Raw genomic sequence first — 17,297 nt, 5'->3', positions numbered from 1 at the left:
CGGGTATTGCTCCATGGCCGCTTCCGTTTCCGCTCTATCTCATGGCGACGACCAGCGTTTCGGTCTGTCGCGGCATGTCGTGCTGCCGGGTCCACTCCGGCTCGACGGCGGCGGCCTCTTGTCCCCCGTCGAGATCGGGTACGAGACCTATGGCACGCTGAACGCCGATGGCTCGAACGCCATCCTGATCTGTCATGCGCTGACCGGCGACCAGCATGTCGCCAGCCCCCATCCCCGCACCGGCAAGCCCGGCTGGTGGACCCGCCTGGTGGGCGAGGGCAAGCCGATCGATCCCGCGCGGCATTTCGTCATCTGCTCGAACGTGATCGGCAGCTGCATGGGATCGTCGGGGCCGGCGACCATCGACCCCTCAACCGCCGAACCCTGGGCGATGCGCTTCCCGGTCATCACCATCCGCGACATGGTGCGTGCGCAGGCCATGTTGCTCGACCATCTGGGCGTCGGCCAGTTGAAGGCGGTGGTTGGCGGATCGATGGGGGGGATGCAGGCGCTGAGCTGGGCCGCCACCTTCCCCGAACGGGTGCGCGCCTGCGTCATGGTCGCCTCGACGGCGCGGCACTCGGCGCAGAATATCGCCTTTCACGAGGTCGGGCGACAGGCGATCATGGCCGACCCGAAATGGCGCGGCGGCGCTTATTATGAGTCGAACGATCCCCCCGCCGCAGGGCTGGCGGTGGCGCGGATGGCGGCGCACATCACCTATCTGTCGGAGGCCGGGCTTACCGAGAAGTTCGGACGGCGGCTGCAAGCACGGCCCGACCGGCCGGACGGTGCCAAGAGCTTCGGCTTCGACGCCGATTTCCAGGTCGAGAGCTATTTGCGCCATCAGGGGTTGAGCTTCGTCGATCGGTTCGACGCCAACTCCTATCTCTATATCACCCGCGCGCTCGATTATTTCGATCTGGCCGAGGAGCATGGTGGGCTGCTCGCCAATGCGTTCCGAAGGACGGCCACGCGCTTCTGCATCGTCAGCTTCGATACCGATTGGCTCTACCCCACTTCCGAGTCGCGCGCCGTGGTCCAGGCGCTGAACGCGGCGGGTGCGGCGGCGAGCTTCGTCGAGCTGTCCAGCCCCTATGGCCATGACGCCTTCCTGCTGGAAGCGCCCGAGATGAACCGTGTGATCGACGGCTTCCTGCGGGCCGAGCCATGAGCGAGGCGCTGCGCCCCGATCTGGCGATCATCGCGCGGCATGTCGCGCGCGGGTCCCGCGTGCTGGATGTCGGCTGCGGCGACGGACAGTTGATGGCGGCGCTGCGCGAGGAAGCGGGCGTGGATGCGCGCGGGCTGGAGATCGATGCGGCCAATGTCGCCTCGGCGGTCGCGCGCGGGTTGGCGGTGGTGCAGGGCGATGCCGATGTCGATCTGGCGGGCTATCCGGACAAGGGGTTCGACTATGCGATCCTCAGCCAGACGCTCCAGACGGCCCGCGCACCCGACCAGGTTCTCGACCATCTGCTGCGCATCGGGCACCGCGCCTTCGTGTCCTTCCCCAATTTCGCGCATTGGCGGGTGCGGCTGTCGTTGCTGTGGGGTGGGCGGATGCCGGTGACGGGGCTGCTGCCCGAACAATGGTATGACACGCCCAATATCCACCATGTGACGATCGACGACTTCCGGGCCTTTGTTCGCCAGCGGCGGATCACCGTGGAGGGCAGCTGGTTCCTATCGCGTGGCCGCCCGACCAGCGCGGCGGCGGCGAATTTCCGCGCGGAGCACGCGGTATTTTTATTACGTCGCTAAAACGGCGACATTTGTGGAACTTTATCTGGATCAAGATTGTTGAGCCCGAAAGTGACGGGAATTTGACATGAGCCAAACTGCCCTGATCGTGGAAGACGAAATCTTCGTTGCCCTCGATCTGGAGCGCATTCTGACCGATGCCGGCTACCATGTAGCGGGAATCGCGGCGGATAGCCGCACCGCCATCGAATGCGCGCCGGGCTGCACCTTTGCCTTTGTCGACGTCAATTTGCGCGACGGTGCGACGGGTCCGGAGATTGCACGCCGGATCGCCGAGGATCATGGCGTGAAGATCGTATTCGTGACCGCCAACCCGGCGCAGATCGGTACCGGGGTCGAGGCGCTCGGCTATATCCGCAAGCCGTTCAGCGAACGCGCGATCCTGGCTGCGGCCGCGCTGGCGACCGGAGCGGCGCAGGCCGAACCGGAAGACGTCATCCCTTTGAACATCGCGATGTGACCGTCCGCCGGCGTAGCTGCGCCGGTACCGCCGACGGGCTCAGCGATAGGGACCCGCGCCCGGCGCGCGGCTGAACGCCGCCAAAGGGACCTCGATTGTCACGACCAGGCCGTCCCGCTGCCAATCGCGCCGGACCGCACCCCCCAATTGGCGCACTGCCGACAGCTCGACCAGTTGCGAGCCGAATCCGGTGCGATCGGGCAAGGCGTTGAGCTCAGGCCCACCCGATTCCTGCCAGTGGAGCGTTACCATATCCCCGTCGCGCCGGACGGTCAGCGCAACTTGTCCGGTCAGGACCGACAGCGCGCCATATTTGGCGGCATTGGTCGCCAGTTCGTGAAACAGCAGGGCCAGCGGCGTCGCCGATCGGTCGTCGACGGGCACATCATGGCCGGTGACAACGATGCGCGGCCTATCCTCGTCCCCGCGATAGGGCTCGAACAGATCGCCGAGCAGGCCGTGAAGCGAATCCTGCCGTGCCTTGGGCTTTGACTGCGGACTGTGCGGGCGAACGAAATCATGCGCTCGGCCAAGGGCGGTGATCCGGTCGCGCAGATCGCTGGCGACTCCCGCAAATCCGGGGTGGCTGCGCGCGGCGAACGCGATCAGGCCAGAGATCACCGCGAAGATGTTCTTGATCCGGTGGCTCAACTCCTGGCTGACGATCTCGCGCTCTTCCAGCGTCAGTTTCTGCTCATGGATGTCGGTGCAGGTGCCGAACCAGCGGGTGATGTTCCCTTCGGCGTCACGGATCGGCATCGCGCGGCCCAGCACCCAGCGATAGGTGCCGTCGCGGTGTCGCAGCCGATATTCGATCTGATAGGGATCGCCGGTGGTCAGGCTGTGCCGCCAGAGCGCCCAGGCCCGATCCTGGTCGTCGGCGTGGAACATCCCGTTCCAGCCTTCGCCATCGGTCGAACCGTCGGGCATCCCGGTGAATTCGTACCAGCGGGCGTTGTAATAGTCGTGAAAGCCGTCGGGCAGTGTCGACCACACCATTTGCGGCATGGCATCGGCCAGGATGCGGAACCGCCGTTCGCTGTCGGCGACGCGCGCCTCGGATGCCTCGACCGCGCGTTCATGCTCCAGCCGGGCGCGGCGATCCTGCAATCGGCCCATGACGGCGGTGGCCAGGACCTCCAGCCCGCGCTGCTGAAACGCAGTCAGCCCCTGGGGCCGAGGTTCGGGCGAGATGACGCAGATCGCCCCCAGTGGCACGCCTTCGCGCGAGAGCAGCCGCGCCCCGGCATAGAAGCGGATATGCGGCGGCCCCTTCACCAGAGAATAGTCGGCAAAGCGCACATCGCTGCGCGCGTCGGGGACCACCATCGTCTCGGCGCGCCCGACCATCACATGCGCGCAGAAGGACGTGTCGCGCGGCGTATGCGCCACATCGACGCCGACGGTCGCGAGAAATTGCTGGGTTTCCTCCTCGACCACGCTGACCAGGGCGATCGGGGTGCCGCATAGCTCGGCGGCGAAGGCGGCCAGATCGTCGAGTTCACCGCTGTCACGATAGCCGGCCAGATCATAGGCGCGGATAATGGCGGCGCGATCGTCCTCGGTCGTGGAAGCGGGGGCGGGGGCCGCCATACTCATGCCATGACTGGCCGTCGCATGGTCTTCCAGCGTCTTGTCCATCTTCGCCCCTCGGGGAAAAAGCCCCCCGATCAGAAGGGGACGTCGTCATCCAGATCATCGGCGAAGCCGCCGCCCTGTCCGAACCCGCCACGGTTGCCGCCGTTCCCGCCCGCGCTTGCGCCGCCCGAATTGCCACCGCGCGACGAACCGCCGCCATAGCCGCTCGACCCACCGCCAAAGTCGCCGCCGCCGAAATCGTCGCCGCCGCCAAAGTCGCTGCCGCCGCGACCGCCGCCGCCCTGGCCGCCACCGGGACCGTCGAGCATGGTCAACACCGAATTGAAGCCCTGCAGCGTCACCTCGGTCGAGTAACGGTCGTTACCCTGCTGGTCCTGCCATTTGCGGGTGGTCAGCGCGCCCTCGATGTAAACCTTGGAGCCTTTCCGCAGGAAGCGCTCGGCGACATTGGCCAGACCTTCGTTGAAGATCTTGACCGTGTGCCACTCGGTCTTTTCCTTACGCTCGCCGCTGTTGCGGTCCTTCCACGATTCGGACGTGGCGATGCGCAGTTCGACCACCTTGCCGCCATTCTGGAAGGAGCGGCTCTCGGGATCGCGTCCCAGATTGCCGACGAGAATCACCTTGTTGACGCTGCCCGCCATGTATCAGTCCTGTATCTTGCCTAGAGGCCGGCGAATACGGCCAGCCAGTATGTGATGCCCGCCATGACATAGGCGGTCACGAAGAGATACCCTACCATGAAGGCTGGCCACTTCCAGCCATTGGTTTCCCTACGTGTCACCGCGATCGTGGAAATGCATTGCGGCGCGAAGACGAACCACATCAGGAAGGCTAGCGCGGTGGGCAGCGACCAGTTGCGCTTCAGCTTGTCGGTCATCGCCTTCTGGCCGCCCTCATGCTCGGTATCGTCGATGGCATAGACGGTGCCGATCGCCGCGACCGCGACTTCACGCGCGGCCATGGCGGGGACGAGGGCGAGCGCGATGTCGCGGTTGAAGCCGATCGGGCGGACCACGACCTCGATCCCGCTCGCGATCCGGCCCGCGATCGAATAATTGACCGGCGAGATGCCTGAGCCTTCCGGCGGCTTGGGGAAGGACAGCAGCGCCCAGAGGATCACGGTGGTCAGCGCGATGGTGGTCCCGGCGCGCTTCAGGAAGATCAGCGCGCGGCTCCACAGCCCCAGCAGTACGTCGCGGATATGCGGCCACTGATATTTGGGCATCTCCATCATGAAGCCCGACGACGCGCCCTTGGTAACGGTACGGCGGAGCAGCAGCGCGGCGACGAACGCGCCTACGATGCCCATCAGATACAGGCCGAGCAGCACCAGCCCCTGCAATCCGACAAAGGGCAGCACCTGGCGGTCCGGGATAAACGCGCCGATGATGATGGTGTAGACGGGCAACCGCGCCGAGCAGGTCATCAGCGGCGCGATCAGGATCGTGGTCAGCCTGTCCTTCTCGTCATCGATCGTGCGCGTCGCCATGATGCCCGGTACCGCGCAGGCGAAGGACGACAGCAGCGGGATGAAGGCGCGCCCGGACAACCCCACCTGCGCCATCAGCCGGTCCATCAGGAAGGCGGCGCGCACCATATAGCCGGTCGCCTCCAGTATCAGGATGAACAGGAACAGGATCAGGATCTGCGGCAGGAAGACGATGACCGCGCCGACGCCGGCGATCAGGCCATCGGTGATGAGGCTGCGAAACCAGCCCTCGGGCAAGGTGGCGCCGACCTGCGCCTCCAGCCAGACGAAACCCTGCTCGATCCAGCTTATGGGGGCCTCGGACCAGGCGAAGACCGCCTGGAACATGATGAAGAGCAGCCCGACCAGCAGGATCGGCCCGGCAATGGGGTGCAGCGCGACCGAGTCGAGCATGTGCGTCCAGCGGCGGGTCGGCGTCTCGGCCACGGTCGCGGTCGATGCGATCTGGCGCGCGCGGCGTTGCAGCGTGACGATGTCGTCGATGCGGTCGGCGGCGGACACGGGCTGCCCGCGTCCTTCCGTGACCAGCCGGTCGATCTCGGCCTTCAGCGTGTCGAGCCCGCGACGGCGCACCGCGACGGTGGGGATGACGGTCACCCCCAGCTCGCGCGCCAGGATGTCGGCGTCGAGCGTGAGGCCATCGCGCTCGGCCAGATCGACCATGTTGAGCGCGACGACCACCGGCAGGCCCAGCGCGATCAGCTGGAGCGTGAAGCGCAGATGATTGTCGAGATTGGCAGCGTCGACGACGACGACCAGCACGTCGGGGCGCCGCTCGCCCGCCTGCGATCCCATCACGACGTTGCGCGTGACCTGTTCATCCAGGCTGCCGGGATCGAGGCTATAGGCGCCGGGTAGGTCGACCAGCTCAACCGGGCGACCATCGTCCAGTACGAGTCGGCCCGAATGGCGCTCAACGGTGACGCCGGGATAATTGCCGACCTTCTGCCGCGCGCCGGTGAGGGCGTTGAACAGGGCGCTTTTGCCGGCATTGGGATTGCCGACGAGCGCAACCAGCGGTGCGGCGTTCATTATAGCTGGCGGGGCCTCAAACGCCCGGTGCGACGCGGATCGAGGCCGCGACCCGGCGACGCAGCGCCACGGTCATCCGGCCGATCCGGCAGGCGATCGGCCCGCCACCCAGCGTCGCACGGTGAAGCACCTCGACCCCGACCCCTTCATCGAACCCCAGTTCGCGCAGACGCCGCGCCTCGGGAAGCGCCAGCTGGGTCCAGTCGATCGCGGCCACGGTCGCCGGTTGCCGCCGGGGAAGGGTTTCGAGACTGCTCAGCATCACCATGCGGTCTACATAACGCCGGTGCGATTGATTATCAATTACCCGTTGATGAAATGGATGTCGGGTTTGGTTGGGGGTAGGAGCGTGGGAAGGCCAGGGACTCAAACCGCCGGATAGCGCAACCGCCCCACGAACCGCGACAGGCTGGGCATGTTCTCGCCCCGCTTGACCACCCCGGCCTTCCACTTTTCGAACCGCATGATGCCTTCGATCCGGCGCGCCAGAAAGGCACGGGTGTCGGCGTATTCCTCGCTCTCGTCGTTCAGGAACACCGCGATGGTCGAGGCATAGACCGCGAACAGCGTCGCGCGCTTGGTATAATGGTTGTAATCGGTCGCGGTATCGCCCGCCTGCGCCCAGATCGCATCGACCGTACGCCAGCCGAGTCGCGCTCCGCTCGCGGCGTTTTGCGGCATGGCGAGGATCGCCAGGGCGCGGCGCAGCGCCTCGCGATTGGGAGCGGCGGCGGCCAGCCGCGCCTCGACCAGCGCGGTGATCCGCTGGCGAATCTTCATCGCGGCCGCCTGGTCGGCGGGCACCGCCTCGACCATCGCCTGATCGATCCGGGCGAACCAGGCGTCGATCATCGCGACCGGTCCGTCCTTGAACGCGAGGCGCGCGATGTCGCGGTCGACGCCCGCCGCATCCGCCGCCATGTCGCGCGCTTGCTCGCCCCAGCCATCGAACGCGGCGTTGGACGCGATGCCGTCCGCCAGAGCCGCGCGCACTTCGTCGAGAGTCAGGTCCTGAACATCGGTCATGGCAGCCTCGGTCATATGCTCACTCGTTGTCCCTGTCGTGCGGCGTGGCAACCGTCCTGGTCGATCCGCGCCGCACCATCACCAGTGCGATGGCGACCATCGCGACGCCGACCAGATCGGGCAGCGCCAGCGTCTCGCCATAGACGATCCACCCGATCGCCGTCGCCACCATCGGCTGGACCAGCAGCGCAAGGCCGACGACGAGCGGGCTCAGCAGCCCCAGCGCATAGATCATCAACCCCTGGCCGACAATCTGGCTTCCCAGCGCGAGCAGGATCAGCGCGCTCCAATGGTCGGGCCACACCCGCTCGCCCAGCAACGCGGCAAAGACGAACAGCGGCACGACGCTGGCCATGGTCGACCAGGCCAGCGCCGGGATCGGCGGCATGGCGACGCGCACCCGCGACATCAGGATGAAATAGACCGCGTAGAGCAGCCCGGCGAGTATGCAGAGCAGATCGCCGACCAGATGGCGCGGATCGACCTGATAGCTGCGCCCCATCAACAGCCCGGCCCCGATCGCCGCCAGGATCAGCGCGATGCCCTGGCTCCGCGAAGGCCAGGCCCGCGCGACCAGAAAGCCGTAGAGTGGAAAGATGAAGGTCGCCGAATTGCCGAACAGCGTGGCGTTGGCCATCGTCGTCTGGCGAATGCCGATATGCCATGTGCCCAGATCGCCGGCAAAGGCGACCCCGCCGATCAGCAGCAGCGCCCAGAGCCCCGCCTGCCCCCTGCCCGGCATACGCGGCCGCGCAGGCCCGACGAGCATGACGAGCGCCAGCACGGGCGCGGCCAGCGTGATCCGCCAAAAGGCCGCCGCGACCGGCCCGGTATCCGCCATGCGAACCAGAAGCGGTCCGAAGGCCAGTGCGACATTGGCGAGGATGACGGCGGCGAAGGCGAGCGGCGGCGTGGGGTTGGTTCCGCCCCGGTCCGAAAGACGATCGCTTTCAGGCCGTTCAGTTTTTCTTGGGGGGCGGGACACGGGCATGGGCTCCCATAACGCCCTATCTGCGTTGCGTCAGGCCGAAAGGCCGCAAAAGGATTGCATTTTGATGCCAACGTTGTTCGATCCCATCGACTTGGGCGCAATTCGTGCCCCCAACCGTATCCTCATGGCCCCGCTGACCCGCGGCCGCGCGACACGCGAGGCGGTGCCGACGCCGATCATGGCGCAATATTACGCGCAGCGCGCCAGCGCGGGCCTCATCATTTCGGAGGCCACGGGAATCAGCCGCGAAGGGCTGGGCTGGCCCTATGCGCCGGGACTGTGGACCGACGAGCAGGTCGAGCATTGGAAGCCGGTGACCGACGCCGTGCATAAGGCGGGCGGCCGGATCGTCGCCCAGCTTTGGCATATGGGTCGCCAGGTGCACAGTTCGGTCACGGGAATGCAGCCGGTGTCGTCCTCGGCCACCCGGACCGAGGGGCAGGCGCACACCTTCGAGGGCAAGAAGGATTTCGAGACGGCCCGCCCGCTCGAATTGTCGGAAATCCCGCGTCTGCTCGATGATTATGAACTCGCCACCCGCAATGCGCTGGCGGCCGGGTTCGACGGTGTGCAAATCCATGCCGCCAACGGCTATTTGATCGACGAATTCCTGCGCGACAACGCCAATTTCCGCGAGGATGAATATGGCGGCTCGCCGGAGAACCGCATCCGCCTGCTCCGCGAGATCACCGAGCGGGTGATCGCGGTCGCGGGCAAGGAGCGGGTCGCCGTCCGCCTGTCGCCCAATGGCGACAGCCAGGGCGTCGACGACAGTGATCCGGCCTCGGTTTTCGTCCCCGCCGCGAAGATGCTGTCGGAGCTGGGTATCGCGTTCCTCGAACTGCGCGAGATTGGTCCGGACGGAAGCTATGGCAGCACCAACGTGCCCAAATTGTCGCCGCAAATCCGTGAGGTGTTCCAGGGACCGCTGATCCTGAACAGCGATTTCGACAATCGGGAAAAGGCGCAGGCCGCGCTTGATTCGGGTGTCGCGGACGGGATCGCGTTCGGCCGGACCTTCCTGGCGAACCCGGACCTGCCCGAACGCCTCCGCACCGGTGCGCCGCTCAACCAGAGCGACATGAAGACCTGGTACAGCCAGGGGCCGGAGGGGTATATCGACTATCCCACGCTCGACGAAGCCGCGCGGGCGGCGTGAGGAGAAAGGGGCGGGGGGTTCTCCCCGCCCTTACCACCCCGGCGAAGGCCGGGGTCCAGTTACGATGCGCTGACGAAGGCACGGGCCGCGTTGCGCAACAGGCTTGGTGGCACCTGGACCCCGGCCTCCGCCGGGGTGGCATTCTTGGGGAGCGCATTCCTTCCCCCCAACTTCCGTTCAGCCTGAGCGAAGTTGAAGGCCACGGGAAACCCTCGCGTCCATCGCGGAACGTGCGCTTCGACTTCGTTCAGCGTGAACGGAGGTAGGGCTATCCGACCCTATCCAACCCGTCGATGAAGCCCGTCACCTGCTCCCGCACCGTTTCGCGGACCTTCGGATTGAGCAGCAGCATCGGCGCGCCCCAAACGATCGGGATCGCAAAGGCCAGCAGCGCCCAGACGATCACCACTGCGACCAATCCGGCACCCGCATAGCGCAGCCTCTGCATCGCGCCCGCGTCCAGCGTCACCGTACGCGGTCCCTTGGCGTCATAAAAACCGTCGGTGGTCCACGAGCCGCCGCCATCGAATCGGAGTTTTTCGGGGAGTTTGAGCCGAGACGTCTTGCCGTCCGTCGGTCGCGGCGCCTCGATCCGGCGCGCAGGCGCCATCTTGCCCGCCTGCGTATCGATCACCTCCAGCCGCCGACCCCGTTCGACGACGCGAAAGCGGCTGGGCGGTATCTCGGTCATGACGGGCGATCTCCTCGCCGCGCGCGCCACTGGTCGGCGCTCTGGCCCCAGGCATCGACGCGGAAACTCTCCAGTGGCGCGGGCAGGCTGACCGGCCCCTCGTTCACCGCGCCCAGCCGCTGCGCCAGCCGGATCGAGCCCGCATTTTCCGGGTCGATGGTATGGATGATATGATGCCAGCCCAGCACATCGACCGCATAGTCCATCGCTGCGCACGCCGCCTCATGGGCATAGCCGCGTCCGGCGAATTCGCGCGCCACGCCCCAGCCGATCTCGCGGCCCGGCCAGCCCTCGGGCTGCCAGGGGCCGATGCGACCGACCCAGCGGCCGGTGTCGCGCTCGATGACCGAAAACATGGCGAAACCGCGCACGCTCCACGCACCGACCATGGTGCAGAGCGATCGCCACGCTGCCCCGCGCGCCTGAACGCCGCCGAGGAAGCGCATCGTATCCTCTTCGGCATGGAAGGCCGCCCATGCCTCGAAATCCTCCGCCGAGGGAAGCCGCAAGGTCAACCGCTCGGTCTGGAGGACGGGGTGTGTCACCCGAACCGGCCTTTGAGCGCCAGCATGGCAAGCGCCGCCTTGGCCGCTTCGCCGCCCTTGTTCTTCTCGTCGGGCTTGGCGCGGGTCAGCGCCTGCGCCTCGTTCTCGGTGGTGATGATGCCGTTGCCGATGGGCAGGCCGTCCATGGTCAGCGCCATCAGCCCGCGCGCGCTCTCGTTCGAGACGATCTCGAAATGATAGGTCTCGCCGCGGATGACCACGCCGATCGCGACGAAGGCGTCGTAGCGGCCGGTATCCGCCGCCATCGCGACCGCGCCCGGGATTTCCAGCGCACCCGGGACGGTGATCGTCTCATGGCTGTGGCCCGCTTCCTCGATCGCGGTACGCGCGCCCGCCAGCAGCAGGTCGTTCAGATGCTCGTAGAAGCGCGCCTCGACGATCAACACATGCGCCATCAGGCGTCTCCCTCAAAATTCTCGATGCGACGTTCGCCGACGATCGACAGGCCATAGCCGTCGAGCCCGATCAGCGTGTGATGGGTGTTGGTCAGCAGCACCATGTCCTGCACGCCCAGTTCGGCCAGGATCATCGCGCCGACGCCGTAATCGCGCAGTTCCTCCATATCGATCTGCACTTCCTCGCCCGCCTTCAGCCGCACGGCGGTGGTGAAGGCGTCGGTGCGCGGGCGGTTGATGACGACGATCACGCCCGAGCCTTCCTCGGCGATCATCCGCATCGACTTGGCGAGAAGCGCGCCGCGTGCGCCCGCCTCGCCGAAGACATCGGCGAAGGGCGACAGCGCGTGCATCCGCACCAGCACGGGCTGCGCGGTGTCGAGCTTGCCCTTGACCAGCGCGACCTGCTCGGTGCCCGTCGCCTTGTTGCGATAGGCACGCGCGGTCCAGGTGCCGCCCCATTCGCTCTCGAACGTGGCTTCGGACTGCAACTCGACCAGATGGTCGTAGCGGCGGCGATAGGCGATCAGGTCGCGGATCGTGCCGATCTTCAGGTTATGGAGCTGCGCAAAGGAGACGAGGTCATCCATCCGCGCCATGGTCCCATCTTCGTTCATGATCTCGCAGATCACGCCCGAGGGGTTCAGGCCCGCCAGCCGCGCGACATCCACCGCCGCCTCGGTGTGGCCGGCGCGCACCAGCACGCCGCCGTCGCGCGCGACCAGCGGGAAGACATGGCCCGGCGTGACCAGCGAGTCGGCGCCGTGGCCCGAATCGATCGCCACCGCGATGGTCCGTGCGCGGTCGGCCGCCGAGATGCCGGTGGTCACGCCTTCCTTCGCCTCGATCGAGATGGTGAAGGCGGTTTCGTGCCGGGTGCCGTTCTTGGGGCTCATCAGCGGCAGGCCGAGCGTGTCGACCCGTTCGCGCGTCATCGCCAGGCAGATCAGCCCGCGCCCGTGCCGCGCCATGAAGTTGACCTTCTCCGGCGTTGCCATCTGCGCGGGGATGACCAGATCGCCTTCATTTTCGCGATCCTCATCATCGACCAGGATGAACATGCGGCCGTTGCGCGCCTCGTCGATGATCTCTTCGGGGCTGGACAGGAAACCGCGCCGCAGACCGGAAAGCGCGTCGGGATCAGCGGCCACGATAATGCTCCATGCGCTGTAGATAACGGGCGAGCACGTCGATCTCGATATTGACGCGCTGGCCTTGGGTGATGCCACCCAGCGTGGTGACGGCGGCGGTGTGGGGAATGATGTTCAGGCCGATGACGGTGCCATCCGGCCCGTCCTCGACGCTGTTGACTGTCAATGAGACGCCATCGACCGTCACCGAACCCTTGGTCGCCATGAAAGGGGCGAGGTCGGCGGGAACGGTCACGAAGACGCGGTGCGATCCGCCTTCCTCGGTGACCGACACGACATGGCCGACGCCGTCGACATGGCCGGTGACGATATGCCCGCCCAGCTCGTCGCCCAGCTTCATCGCGCGTTCCAGGTTCAGGGGGCGGCCCTGATGCCACTGGTCGGCGGTGCGCCCGATCGTCTCGGCCGAGACGTCGACGGCGAACCAGTCGGCGCCTTTCTCGACCACGGTCAGGCAGACGCCCGAACAGGCGATCGATGCGCCCAGGTCGATGCTGGCCGTATCATAGGCGGTGGCGATGACGACTCGCGTGTCGCCGCGTGTTTCCACGGCGGTGACGGAGCCGATGTCGGTGACGATCCCGGTAAACATATCAGCCGCGCTCGTAGACCTCCAACCGGTCGCTGCCAAGCATCCGCGAGTCGGTCAGTCGCCAGCGGCCATGCGCATCGGAAAGGCGGGCGAGGCCAATGTCGCTAAGGGCTGCACGCCCATCGCCGATCAGGATCGGCGCGCGGTAAAGCAGCAGCCGATCGACCAGACCGGCCGCGAGGAAAGCGGAGGCGGTCTTCGCCCCGCCCTCGACCATCAGCCGGTCGACACCTGCCAGATCGCCGATGGCGGCGGGGGAGGCGATCGTTTCCCAGCCCGGCTCCGGCGTGCGGGACAGCAGGATGCGTCGGGGCGAGCGGCTTTCCAGCCCCGGCAGGCGGACATCGAGCCGGGGGGCATCCGCCTCCAGCGTGCCGCGCCCGATCAGGATCGCCTCATGGCGGCTGCGCTCCAAATGGGTATGCGCGCGCGCCTGAGGGCCGGTGATCCAGCGACTTTCGCCATCAGGCCGCGCGATCCGGCCGTCGAGCGAGGTGGCGAGCTTTAGCGTGACGAAAGGGCGGCTCTTGGCCCGGCGGGTCAGGAAGCCCGCGATCATCGCCCGCGCCTCCGCTTCGCGAACGCCGGTCGTCACCGCAATCCCGGCGGCGCGGGCGCGAGCGAAACCTTCGCCGTTCGTGCGCGGATCGGGATCGCCCATCGCGGCGACGATGCGTGCGACTCGGGCGGCGATCAGCAGGTCGGTGCAGGCCGGACCGCGGGTCGAGACATGCGCGCAGGGCTCCAGCGTGACATAGGCGGTCGCGCCCTTTGCCGCCTCGCCCGCTTGCGCTAGTGCCATCGCCTCGGCATGGGGACGGCCACCGGGTTGCGTCCAGCCGCGTCCGACCACCCGGCCATCCCGGACGATCAGGCAGCCGACATTGGGATTGGGCGCGGTTCGCCCGACGCCGCGATCCGCCAGCGCCAGCGCCGCCCCCATCCAGCGATGGTCGGTCAGAAGCCCCACTTGGTCAGCGCGTCGTCGACCTTCTTGAACTCGGCCCGCCGCTGATCCTGGGCGGCCTTCTCCTCGGCCAGCCGTTCCTTCTTCTTCACATAGTCGATCTTCTGCTGCGCGCGGATCTGCACATCGGTGCGGTCGGCGGGCCATTGTTCGACATAGATGATGTTGGGCTTGTACGGCACAGGCACATAATCGTCGCGCGCAAAGGCATAGATGAAGAAGCCGGTGATCCCGACCGCGATCATCAGGAACACCAGCTCGTAGGGCTGGCGCTGCGACAGAAAGAATCGCAGATCGCGGATCGCGCGGACGGGGGAAAAGCGGCCGAAGAACGACATGGGGGGAAGATAGGGGGTGTGGGCTTGGGGCGCTAGTGGGCTGTTGGTCTCGGTGAGACCCTTTCCCTCCCCCATTCCAGTTTCAGGTAAACGATACCCCGCATCGTTTAGGTCATGCCGGGGGCATGACCGACCTGAAACTCGCCTGCGGGAGGGGAGCGGCAAGAACAGAGGGTTCGATCAATCCGTGAACGCGGTTCTTGGCACGCCCCTCCCGCAAGCGGGAGGGGATGGGGGAGGGCAGGCTCTAGGCGATGCGTTTCCGAAGAACGCTCCTCAACACGAAAAGGGCGGCCGCATCGCGACCGCCCCTTCATGTCCGCAAAGGAAACCGTCAGCGAATTACGCGACGGTCTTCATCTTCTCGGCGGCGACCGCGACGCGGTTGCTCAGCGGCTGGGCGATCTCGCCGGCCAGCTTCATCATGTGCTCGGTCGAACGCGAGGTCTGCGCGACCATCGAGTCGAACGCCGAGCGGGCGAAGCCCGACTGGAGCTTCATGAACTCGGTCGGCGACTTGACCGACGACAGGGTCTGCATGACCTGGGTCGCGTGCTCGAACGAGCGCTTGGCATAGTCCGCCGCGCCCTGTCCCAGCGTTTCGGCGCCCTTGGCGGCGATCTTCGACGATTCGACGACCGCTTCGAGGTTGTCCTTGTTGAAGGCGACCATGTCTTCGAACAGCTTGGCGCTCTTTTCCATGGTAGCCTGGGTGCGGGCCTGGGCGTCGCCGAAAAAGGCCTGGGTCTTGGCGGTGGCGTTCTCGATGGTGCTCGTGGCGTCCATGATCGTGTCCTTGGGCTTTGAGTCCGCCGAAACCGCGGCGGTCGGGGAAGAAATGTCGGGCTTCGCCGTCTCGGCGACCATCGGCGCGGGCTTGGCCGTCTCGACCGGCTTCGCCTCCAGCACAGGGGCCGCAACCACCGGCTCGGCCGGAGCCTTGGGCGCCGGAGCGGGCTTCGCGGTCTTGGTGGTGACCGGAACCGCCACCGCAGCGATCGGTGTCTCGGTGGTGCTGGCCGCCGCGGTCAGCGGCAGGCCAGGGCTTGCCGGCGCAGCGGGCGCGGCCGCGCTAATCGCGGGCGGCGTGGCCGCTGGCTTGGGATCGGAGGGGAGACCGGGCAACGTCTTCGCCGCGATCGGTTTGGCATTGCGACGAGGCTTGGCCGCCGGCTTGGCGGCAGGAACGGTCGGCTTGTTCGTGTCCAACAGCACTCTCCCGATTTGTTGCGCTGCACAATAGCGATTCGCGCGAACAAAATCAAGCCCGTTGTGCAGTGCAGCAAATCGCCGTCAGCGCTGTCTGACGTAGCGTCCGGGCGCTTCGTCGAGTGCAGGAAGCGCGCCTTCGCCCGGCACCCGCGCGCCCGTCACCGCGACGGTCGCAGAGTCGCGCTGATGCAGCCATGCGGCCCAGTCGGGCCACCAGCTTCCCCTGGTCTCCGTGGCGCCCGCGACGAACTCCGCCAGCGTTTTTGCGGGCTGGTCATTGGTCCAATATTGATATTTGCCCGCCGCCGGCGGGTTCACCACGCCCGCGATATGGCCCGACCCGGCCAGCGCGAAACGCAGAGGCCCGGTAAAGGCGTCGGTGATCTTCCACACGCTTTCAGGCGGGGCGATATGATCCTCGCGCCCGGCCTGGACATAGGCCGGGGTCGCGACCTTGGTCAGGTCGAGCGCCACGCCGCCGACGCTCATCGCGCCGGGCGTCATCAACCGATTGTCGCGGTACAGGTCGGTCAGATAGGCGAGATGCCATTTGGCCGGCAGGTTGGTGACGTCGCCATTCCAGTGAAGCAGGTCGAACGGCACATAATCCCGCCCCAGCAGATAGTTGTTGGTGACGTAATTCCAGATCAGGTCGCGCCCGCGCAGCAGGTTGAAGGTCGCCGCCAGATAGCGCCCGTCGAGAAATCCCTCGGGCGAGAGCGTGCCGATCATCTTCAACTGCTCGTCGTCGACGAAGTGGAGCAGCTCGCCCGCCTGCGCGAAATCGACCTGCGCGGTGAAGAAGGTGGCGCTGGCGACCTTATCCGCCTCTTGCTTGGCGGAAAGATAGGCGAGCGTCGCCGCCAGCGTCGTGCCTGCCACGCAATAGCCGACGCTATGCACTGCCTCGACATCCAGCAACTCGCGCACCGTGTCGATCGCGTCGACTTGCGCGGTGACATAATCGTCCCAGATCACATCCTTCATCGTGGCGTCGGCGGACTTCCACGATACCAGGAAGACGCTGAACCCCTGATCGACCAGCCATTTGATGAGGCTTTTCTCGGGCGCGAGGTCGAGGATGTAGAAACGGTTGATCCAGGGCGGAAAGATCAGGATCGGCACCGCCGCCACCTGCTCGGTGGTGGGCGTGTACTGGATCAGTTCGTAGAGCGGCGTGCGCTTCACCACCTTGCCCGGCGTGGCGGCCAGGTTGCGACCCACTTCGAACGCGGTCGAATCGCTGTGGGTCAGCTGCCCACGCCCGATATCGGCGAGCATGTTCTGCAGACCCTTGAGCAGATTCTCACCGCGCGTCTCGACGATCTTGTCGAGCACTTCCGGGTTGGTCGCGGGGAAGTTGGTCGGGCTCATCGCATCGACAAAGGCGCGCGCGGCGAAGCGGATCTGTTCCTTCTGCTTGGGGTCGACCCCCTCCAGCGCGTCGACGCCGCGCAGCATATGGTCGGAGATCATCTGATAGCTTTGCCGGATCCAGTCGAAGAGCGGAGACTGCCACTGTTCGGCCTTGAACCGGCGGTCGGGCTTGGGCGGCTGGCTCGGTTCGGCGGCGGGGTCGACGAAGCGCTGCCACAGCGCCATCGAATCGGACCAGAAGTCGCGCACCCGACCCATGGTGGCGGGGTCGTTGAAGCCCGGCACCACCGGCATGCCCTCGGGCGGCGGGGTCAGTGCGGCTTCCATCATCATCTGCTGCGCCCGGCCCATCACCCAGGTCCAGTGTTGCAACTCTTCCAGCGTGGGAAGGGTGGGGGCTGTCGCGGGGGCGGCCGTCATCGCATCCTCTCGTTCGTCTAACCCGGTCTTAGCGTCAGGATATTGCGCCGTCATGTCGGGTCGCG

Annotated in this window: 19 protein-coding genes; 4 read left to right on the top strand and 15 right to left on the bottom strand. The window is 66.5% G+C overall.

Annotated elements, in window-relative coordinates; all coding sequences use genetic code 11:
- Nucleotides 1-13: 13 nt before the first annotated feature.
- From metX to GGR45_RS12150, 3 genes are all read left to right on the top strand, one after another.
- On the top strand, nucleotides 14-1,174 hold the full coding sequence (metX, locus tag GGR45_RS12160) for a homoserine O-acetyltransferase MetX (RefSeq protein WP_175311864.1): 1,161 nt from the start codon (nucleotides 14-16) through the stop codon (nucleotides 1,172-1,174).
- Complete coding sequence (gene metW / locus GGR45_RS12155; RefSeq protein ID WP_175311865.1) at nucleotides 1,171-1,764, top strand: methionine biosynthesis protein MetW; 594 nt, start codon at nucleotides 1,171-1,173, stop codon at nucleotides 1,762-1,764. The genes metX and metW overlap by 4 nt, the downstream gene beginning before the upstream one ends.
- A gap of 67 nt (nucleotides 1,765-1,831) precedes the next feature.
- Nucleotides 1,832-2,224, top strand: coding sequence for a response regulator (locus GGR45_RS12150; protein ID WP_175311866.1), 393 nt, complete (start codon nucleotides 1,832-1,834; stop codon nucleotides 2,222-2,224).
- Between the two features lie 39 nt (nucleotides 2,225-2,263).
- Here the strand turns inward: GGR45_RS12150 and GGR45_RS12145 are convergent, their stop codons facing one another.
- The 6 genes from GGR45_RS12145 to GGR45_RS12120 form a co-directional block, all read right to left on the bottom strand.
- Nucleotides 2,264-3,817 carry a sensor histidine kinase gene (locus GGR45_RS12145; RefSeq protein ID WP_175312028.1) on the bottom strand — a complete coding sequence of 518 codons (1,554 nt, stop codon included), beginning with the start codon at nucleotides 3,815-3,817 and terminating at the stop codon, nucleotides 2,264-2,266.
- 77 nt (nucleotides 3,818-3,894) lie between these two features.
- Nucleotides 3,895-4,467 carry a single-stranded DNA-binding protein gene (gene ssb, locus GGR45_RS12140; RefSeq protein ID WP_175311867.1) on the bottom strand — a complete coding sequence of 191 codons (573 nt, stop codon included), beginning with the start codon at nucleotides 4,465-4,467 and terminating at the stop codon, nucleotides 3,895-3,897.
- A gap of 20 nt (nucleotides 4,468-4,487) precedes the next feature.
- Nucleotides 4,488-6,347 carry a ferrous iron transporter B gene (feoB, locus tag GGR45_RS12135; RefSeq protein ID WP_175311868.1) on the bottom strand — a complete coding sequence of 620 codons (1,860 nt, stop codon included), beginning with the start codon at nucleotides 6,345-6,347 and terminating at the stop codon, nucleotides 4,488-4,490.
- Nucleotides 6,348-6,363: 16 nt separating this feature from the next.
- Nucleotides 6,364-6,615: a FeoA family protein gene (locus GGR45_RS12130; RefSeq protein WP_175311869.1), complete on the bottom strand. Its 252-nt coding sequence runs from the start codon at nucleotides 6,613-6,615 to the stop codon at nucleotides 6,364-6,366.
- 98 nt (nucleotides 6,616-6,713) lie between these two features.
- Entirely contained in the window at nucleotides 6,714-7,373 is a 660-nt protein-coding gene (locus tag GGR45_RS12125; RefSeq protein ID WP_415640700.1) for a COQ9 family protein, read from the bottom strand.
- Nucleotides 7,374-7,392: 19 nt separating this feature from the next.
- A complete protein-coding gene (locus tag GGR45_RS12120) occupies nucleotides 7,393-8,364 on the bottom strand; it encodes a DMT family transporter (protein ID WP_175311871.1) in 972 nt (323 codons plus the stop codon).
- Between the two features lie 64 nt (nucleotides 8,365-8,428).
- On the opposite strand from GGR45_RS12120, the gene GGR45_RS12115 reads away from it, so the two are divergent.
- Nucleotides 8,429-9,523, top strand: a complete 1,095-nt coding sequence (locus GGR45_RS12115) for an alkene reductase (protein WP_175311872.1) — start codon at nucleotides 8,429-8,431, stop codon at nucleotides 9,521-9,523.
- Nucleotides 9,524-9,791: 268 nt separating this feature from the next.
- On the opposite strand, the gene GGR45_RS12110 is transcribed toward GGR45_RS12115, so the two are convergent.
- From GGR45_RS12110 to GGR45_RS12070, 9 genes are all read right to left on the bottom strand, one after another.
- On the bottom strand, nucleotides 9,792-10,214 hold the full coding sequence (locus tag GGR45_RS12110) for a SurA N-terminal domain-containing protein (protein ID WP_175311873.1): 423 nt from the start codon (nucleotides 10,212-10,214) through the stop codon (nucleotides 9,792-9,794).
- Nucleotides 10,211-10,759, bottom strand: a complete 549-nt coding sequence (locus GGR45_RS12105; protein WP_175311874.1) for a GNAT family N-acetyltransferase — start codon at nucleotides 10,757-10,759, stop codon at nucleotides 10,211-10,213. The genes GGR45_RS12110 and GGR45_RS12105 overlap by 4 nt, the downstream gene beginning before the upstream one ends.
- Nucleotides 10,756-11,175 carry a 6,7-dimethyl-8-ribityllumazine synthase gene (gene ribH, locus GGR45_RS12100; protein WP_175311875.1) on the bottom strand — a complete coding sequence of 140 codons (420 nt, stop codon included), beginning with the start codon at nucleotides 11,173-11,175 and terminating at the stop codon, nucleotides 10,756-10,758. The genes GGR45_RS12105 and ribH overlap by 4 nt, the downstream gene beginning before the upstream one ends.
- Nucleotides 11,175-12,326 (bottom strand): 3,4-dihydroxy-2-butanone-4-phosphate synthase, encoded by a 1,152-nt coding sequence (ribB, locus tag GGR45_RS12095; RefSeq protein ID WP_175311876.1) that lies wholly within the window; start codon nucleotides 12,324-12,326, stop codon nucleotides 11,175-11,177. The genes ribH and ribB overlap by 1 nt, the downstream gene beginning before the upstream one ends.
- Entirely contained in the window at nucleotides 12,316-12,918 is a 603-nt protein-coding gene (locus GGR45_RS12090) for a riboflavin synthase (RefSeq protein ID WP_175311877.1), read from the bottom strand. Before GGR45_RS12090 ends, ribB begins: the two co-directional genes overlap by 11 nt.
- A gap of 1 nt (nucleotide 12,919) precedes the next feature.
- The gene (gene ribD, locus GGR45_RS12085; protein ID WP_175312029.1) at nucleotides 12,920-13,861 is read right to left on the bottom strand and encodes a bifunctional diaminohydroxyphosphoribosylaminopyrimidine deaminase/5-amino-6-(5-phosphoribosylamino)uracil reductase RibD; all 942 of its coding nucleotides are present in this window, start codon (nucleotides 13,859-13,861) and stop codon (nucleotides 12,920-12,922) included.
- Nucleotides 13,862-13,875: 14 nt separating this feature from the next.
- Nucleotides 13,876-14,223 (bottom strand): hypothetical protein, encoded by a 348-nt coding sequence (locus GGR45_RS12080; protein WP_175311878.1) that lies wholly within the window; start codon nucleotides 14,221-14,223, stop codon nucleotides 13,876-13,878.
- A 342-nt stretch (nucleotides 14,224-14,565) separates the two neighbouring features.
- Nucleotides 14,566-15,438 carry a phasin family protein gene (locus GGR45_RS12075; protein ID WP_415640697.1) on the bottom strand — a complete coding sequence of 291 codons (873 nt, stop codon included), beginning with the start codon at nucleotides 15,436-15,438 and terminating at the stop codon, nucleotides 14,566-14,568.
- A 78-nt stretch (nucleotides 15,439-15,516) separates the two neighbouring features.
- Nucleotides 15,517-17,232 (bottom strand): PHA/PHB synthase family protein, encoded by a 1,716-nt coding sequence (locus GGR45_RS12070; RefSeq protein WP_175311880.1) that lies wholly within the window; start codon nucleotides 17,230-17,232, stop codon nucleotides 15,517-15,519.
- Nucleotides 17,233-17,297: the final 65 nt, after the last annotated feature.

This window comes from Sphingomonas zeae (assembly GCF_014197135.1).
In the GTDB taxonomy this organism is placed as follows: domain Bacteria; phylum Pseudomonadota; class Alphaproteobacteria; order Sphingomonadales; family Sphingomonadaceae; genus Sphingomonas; species Sphingomonas zeae.
This window is presented reverse-complemented; position numbering and strand designations above follow the sequence as displayed.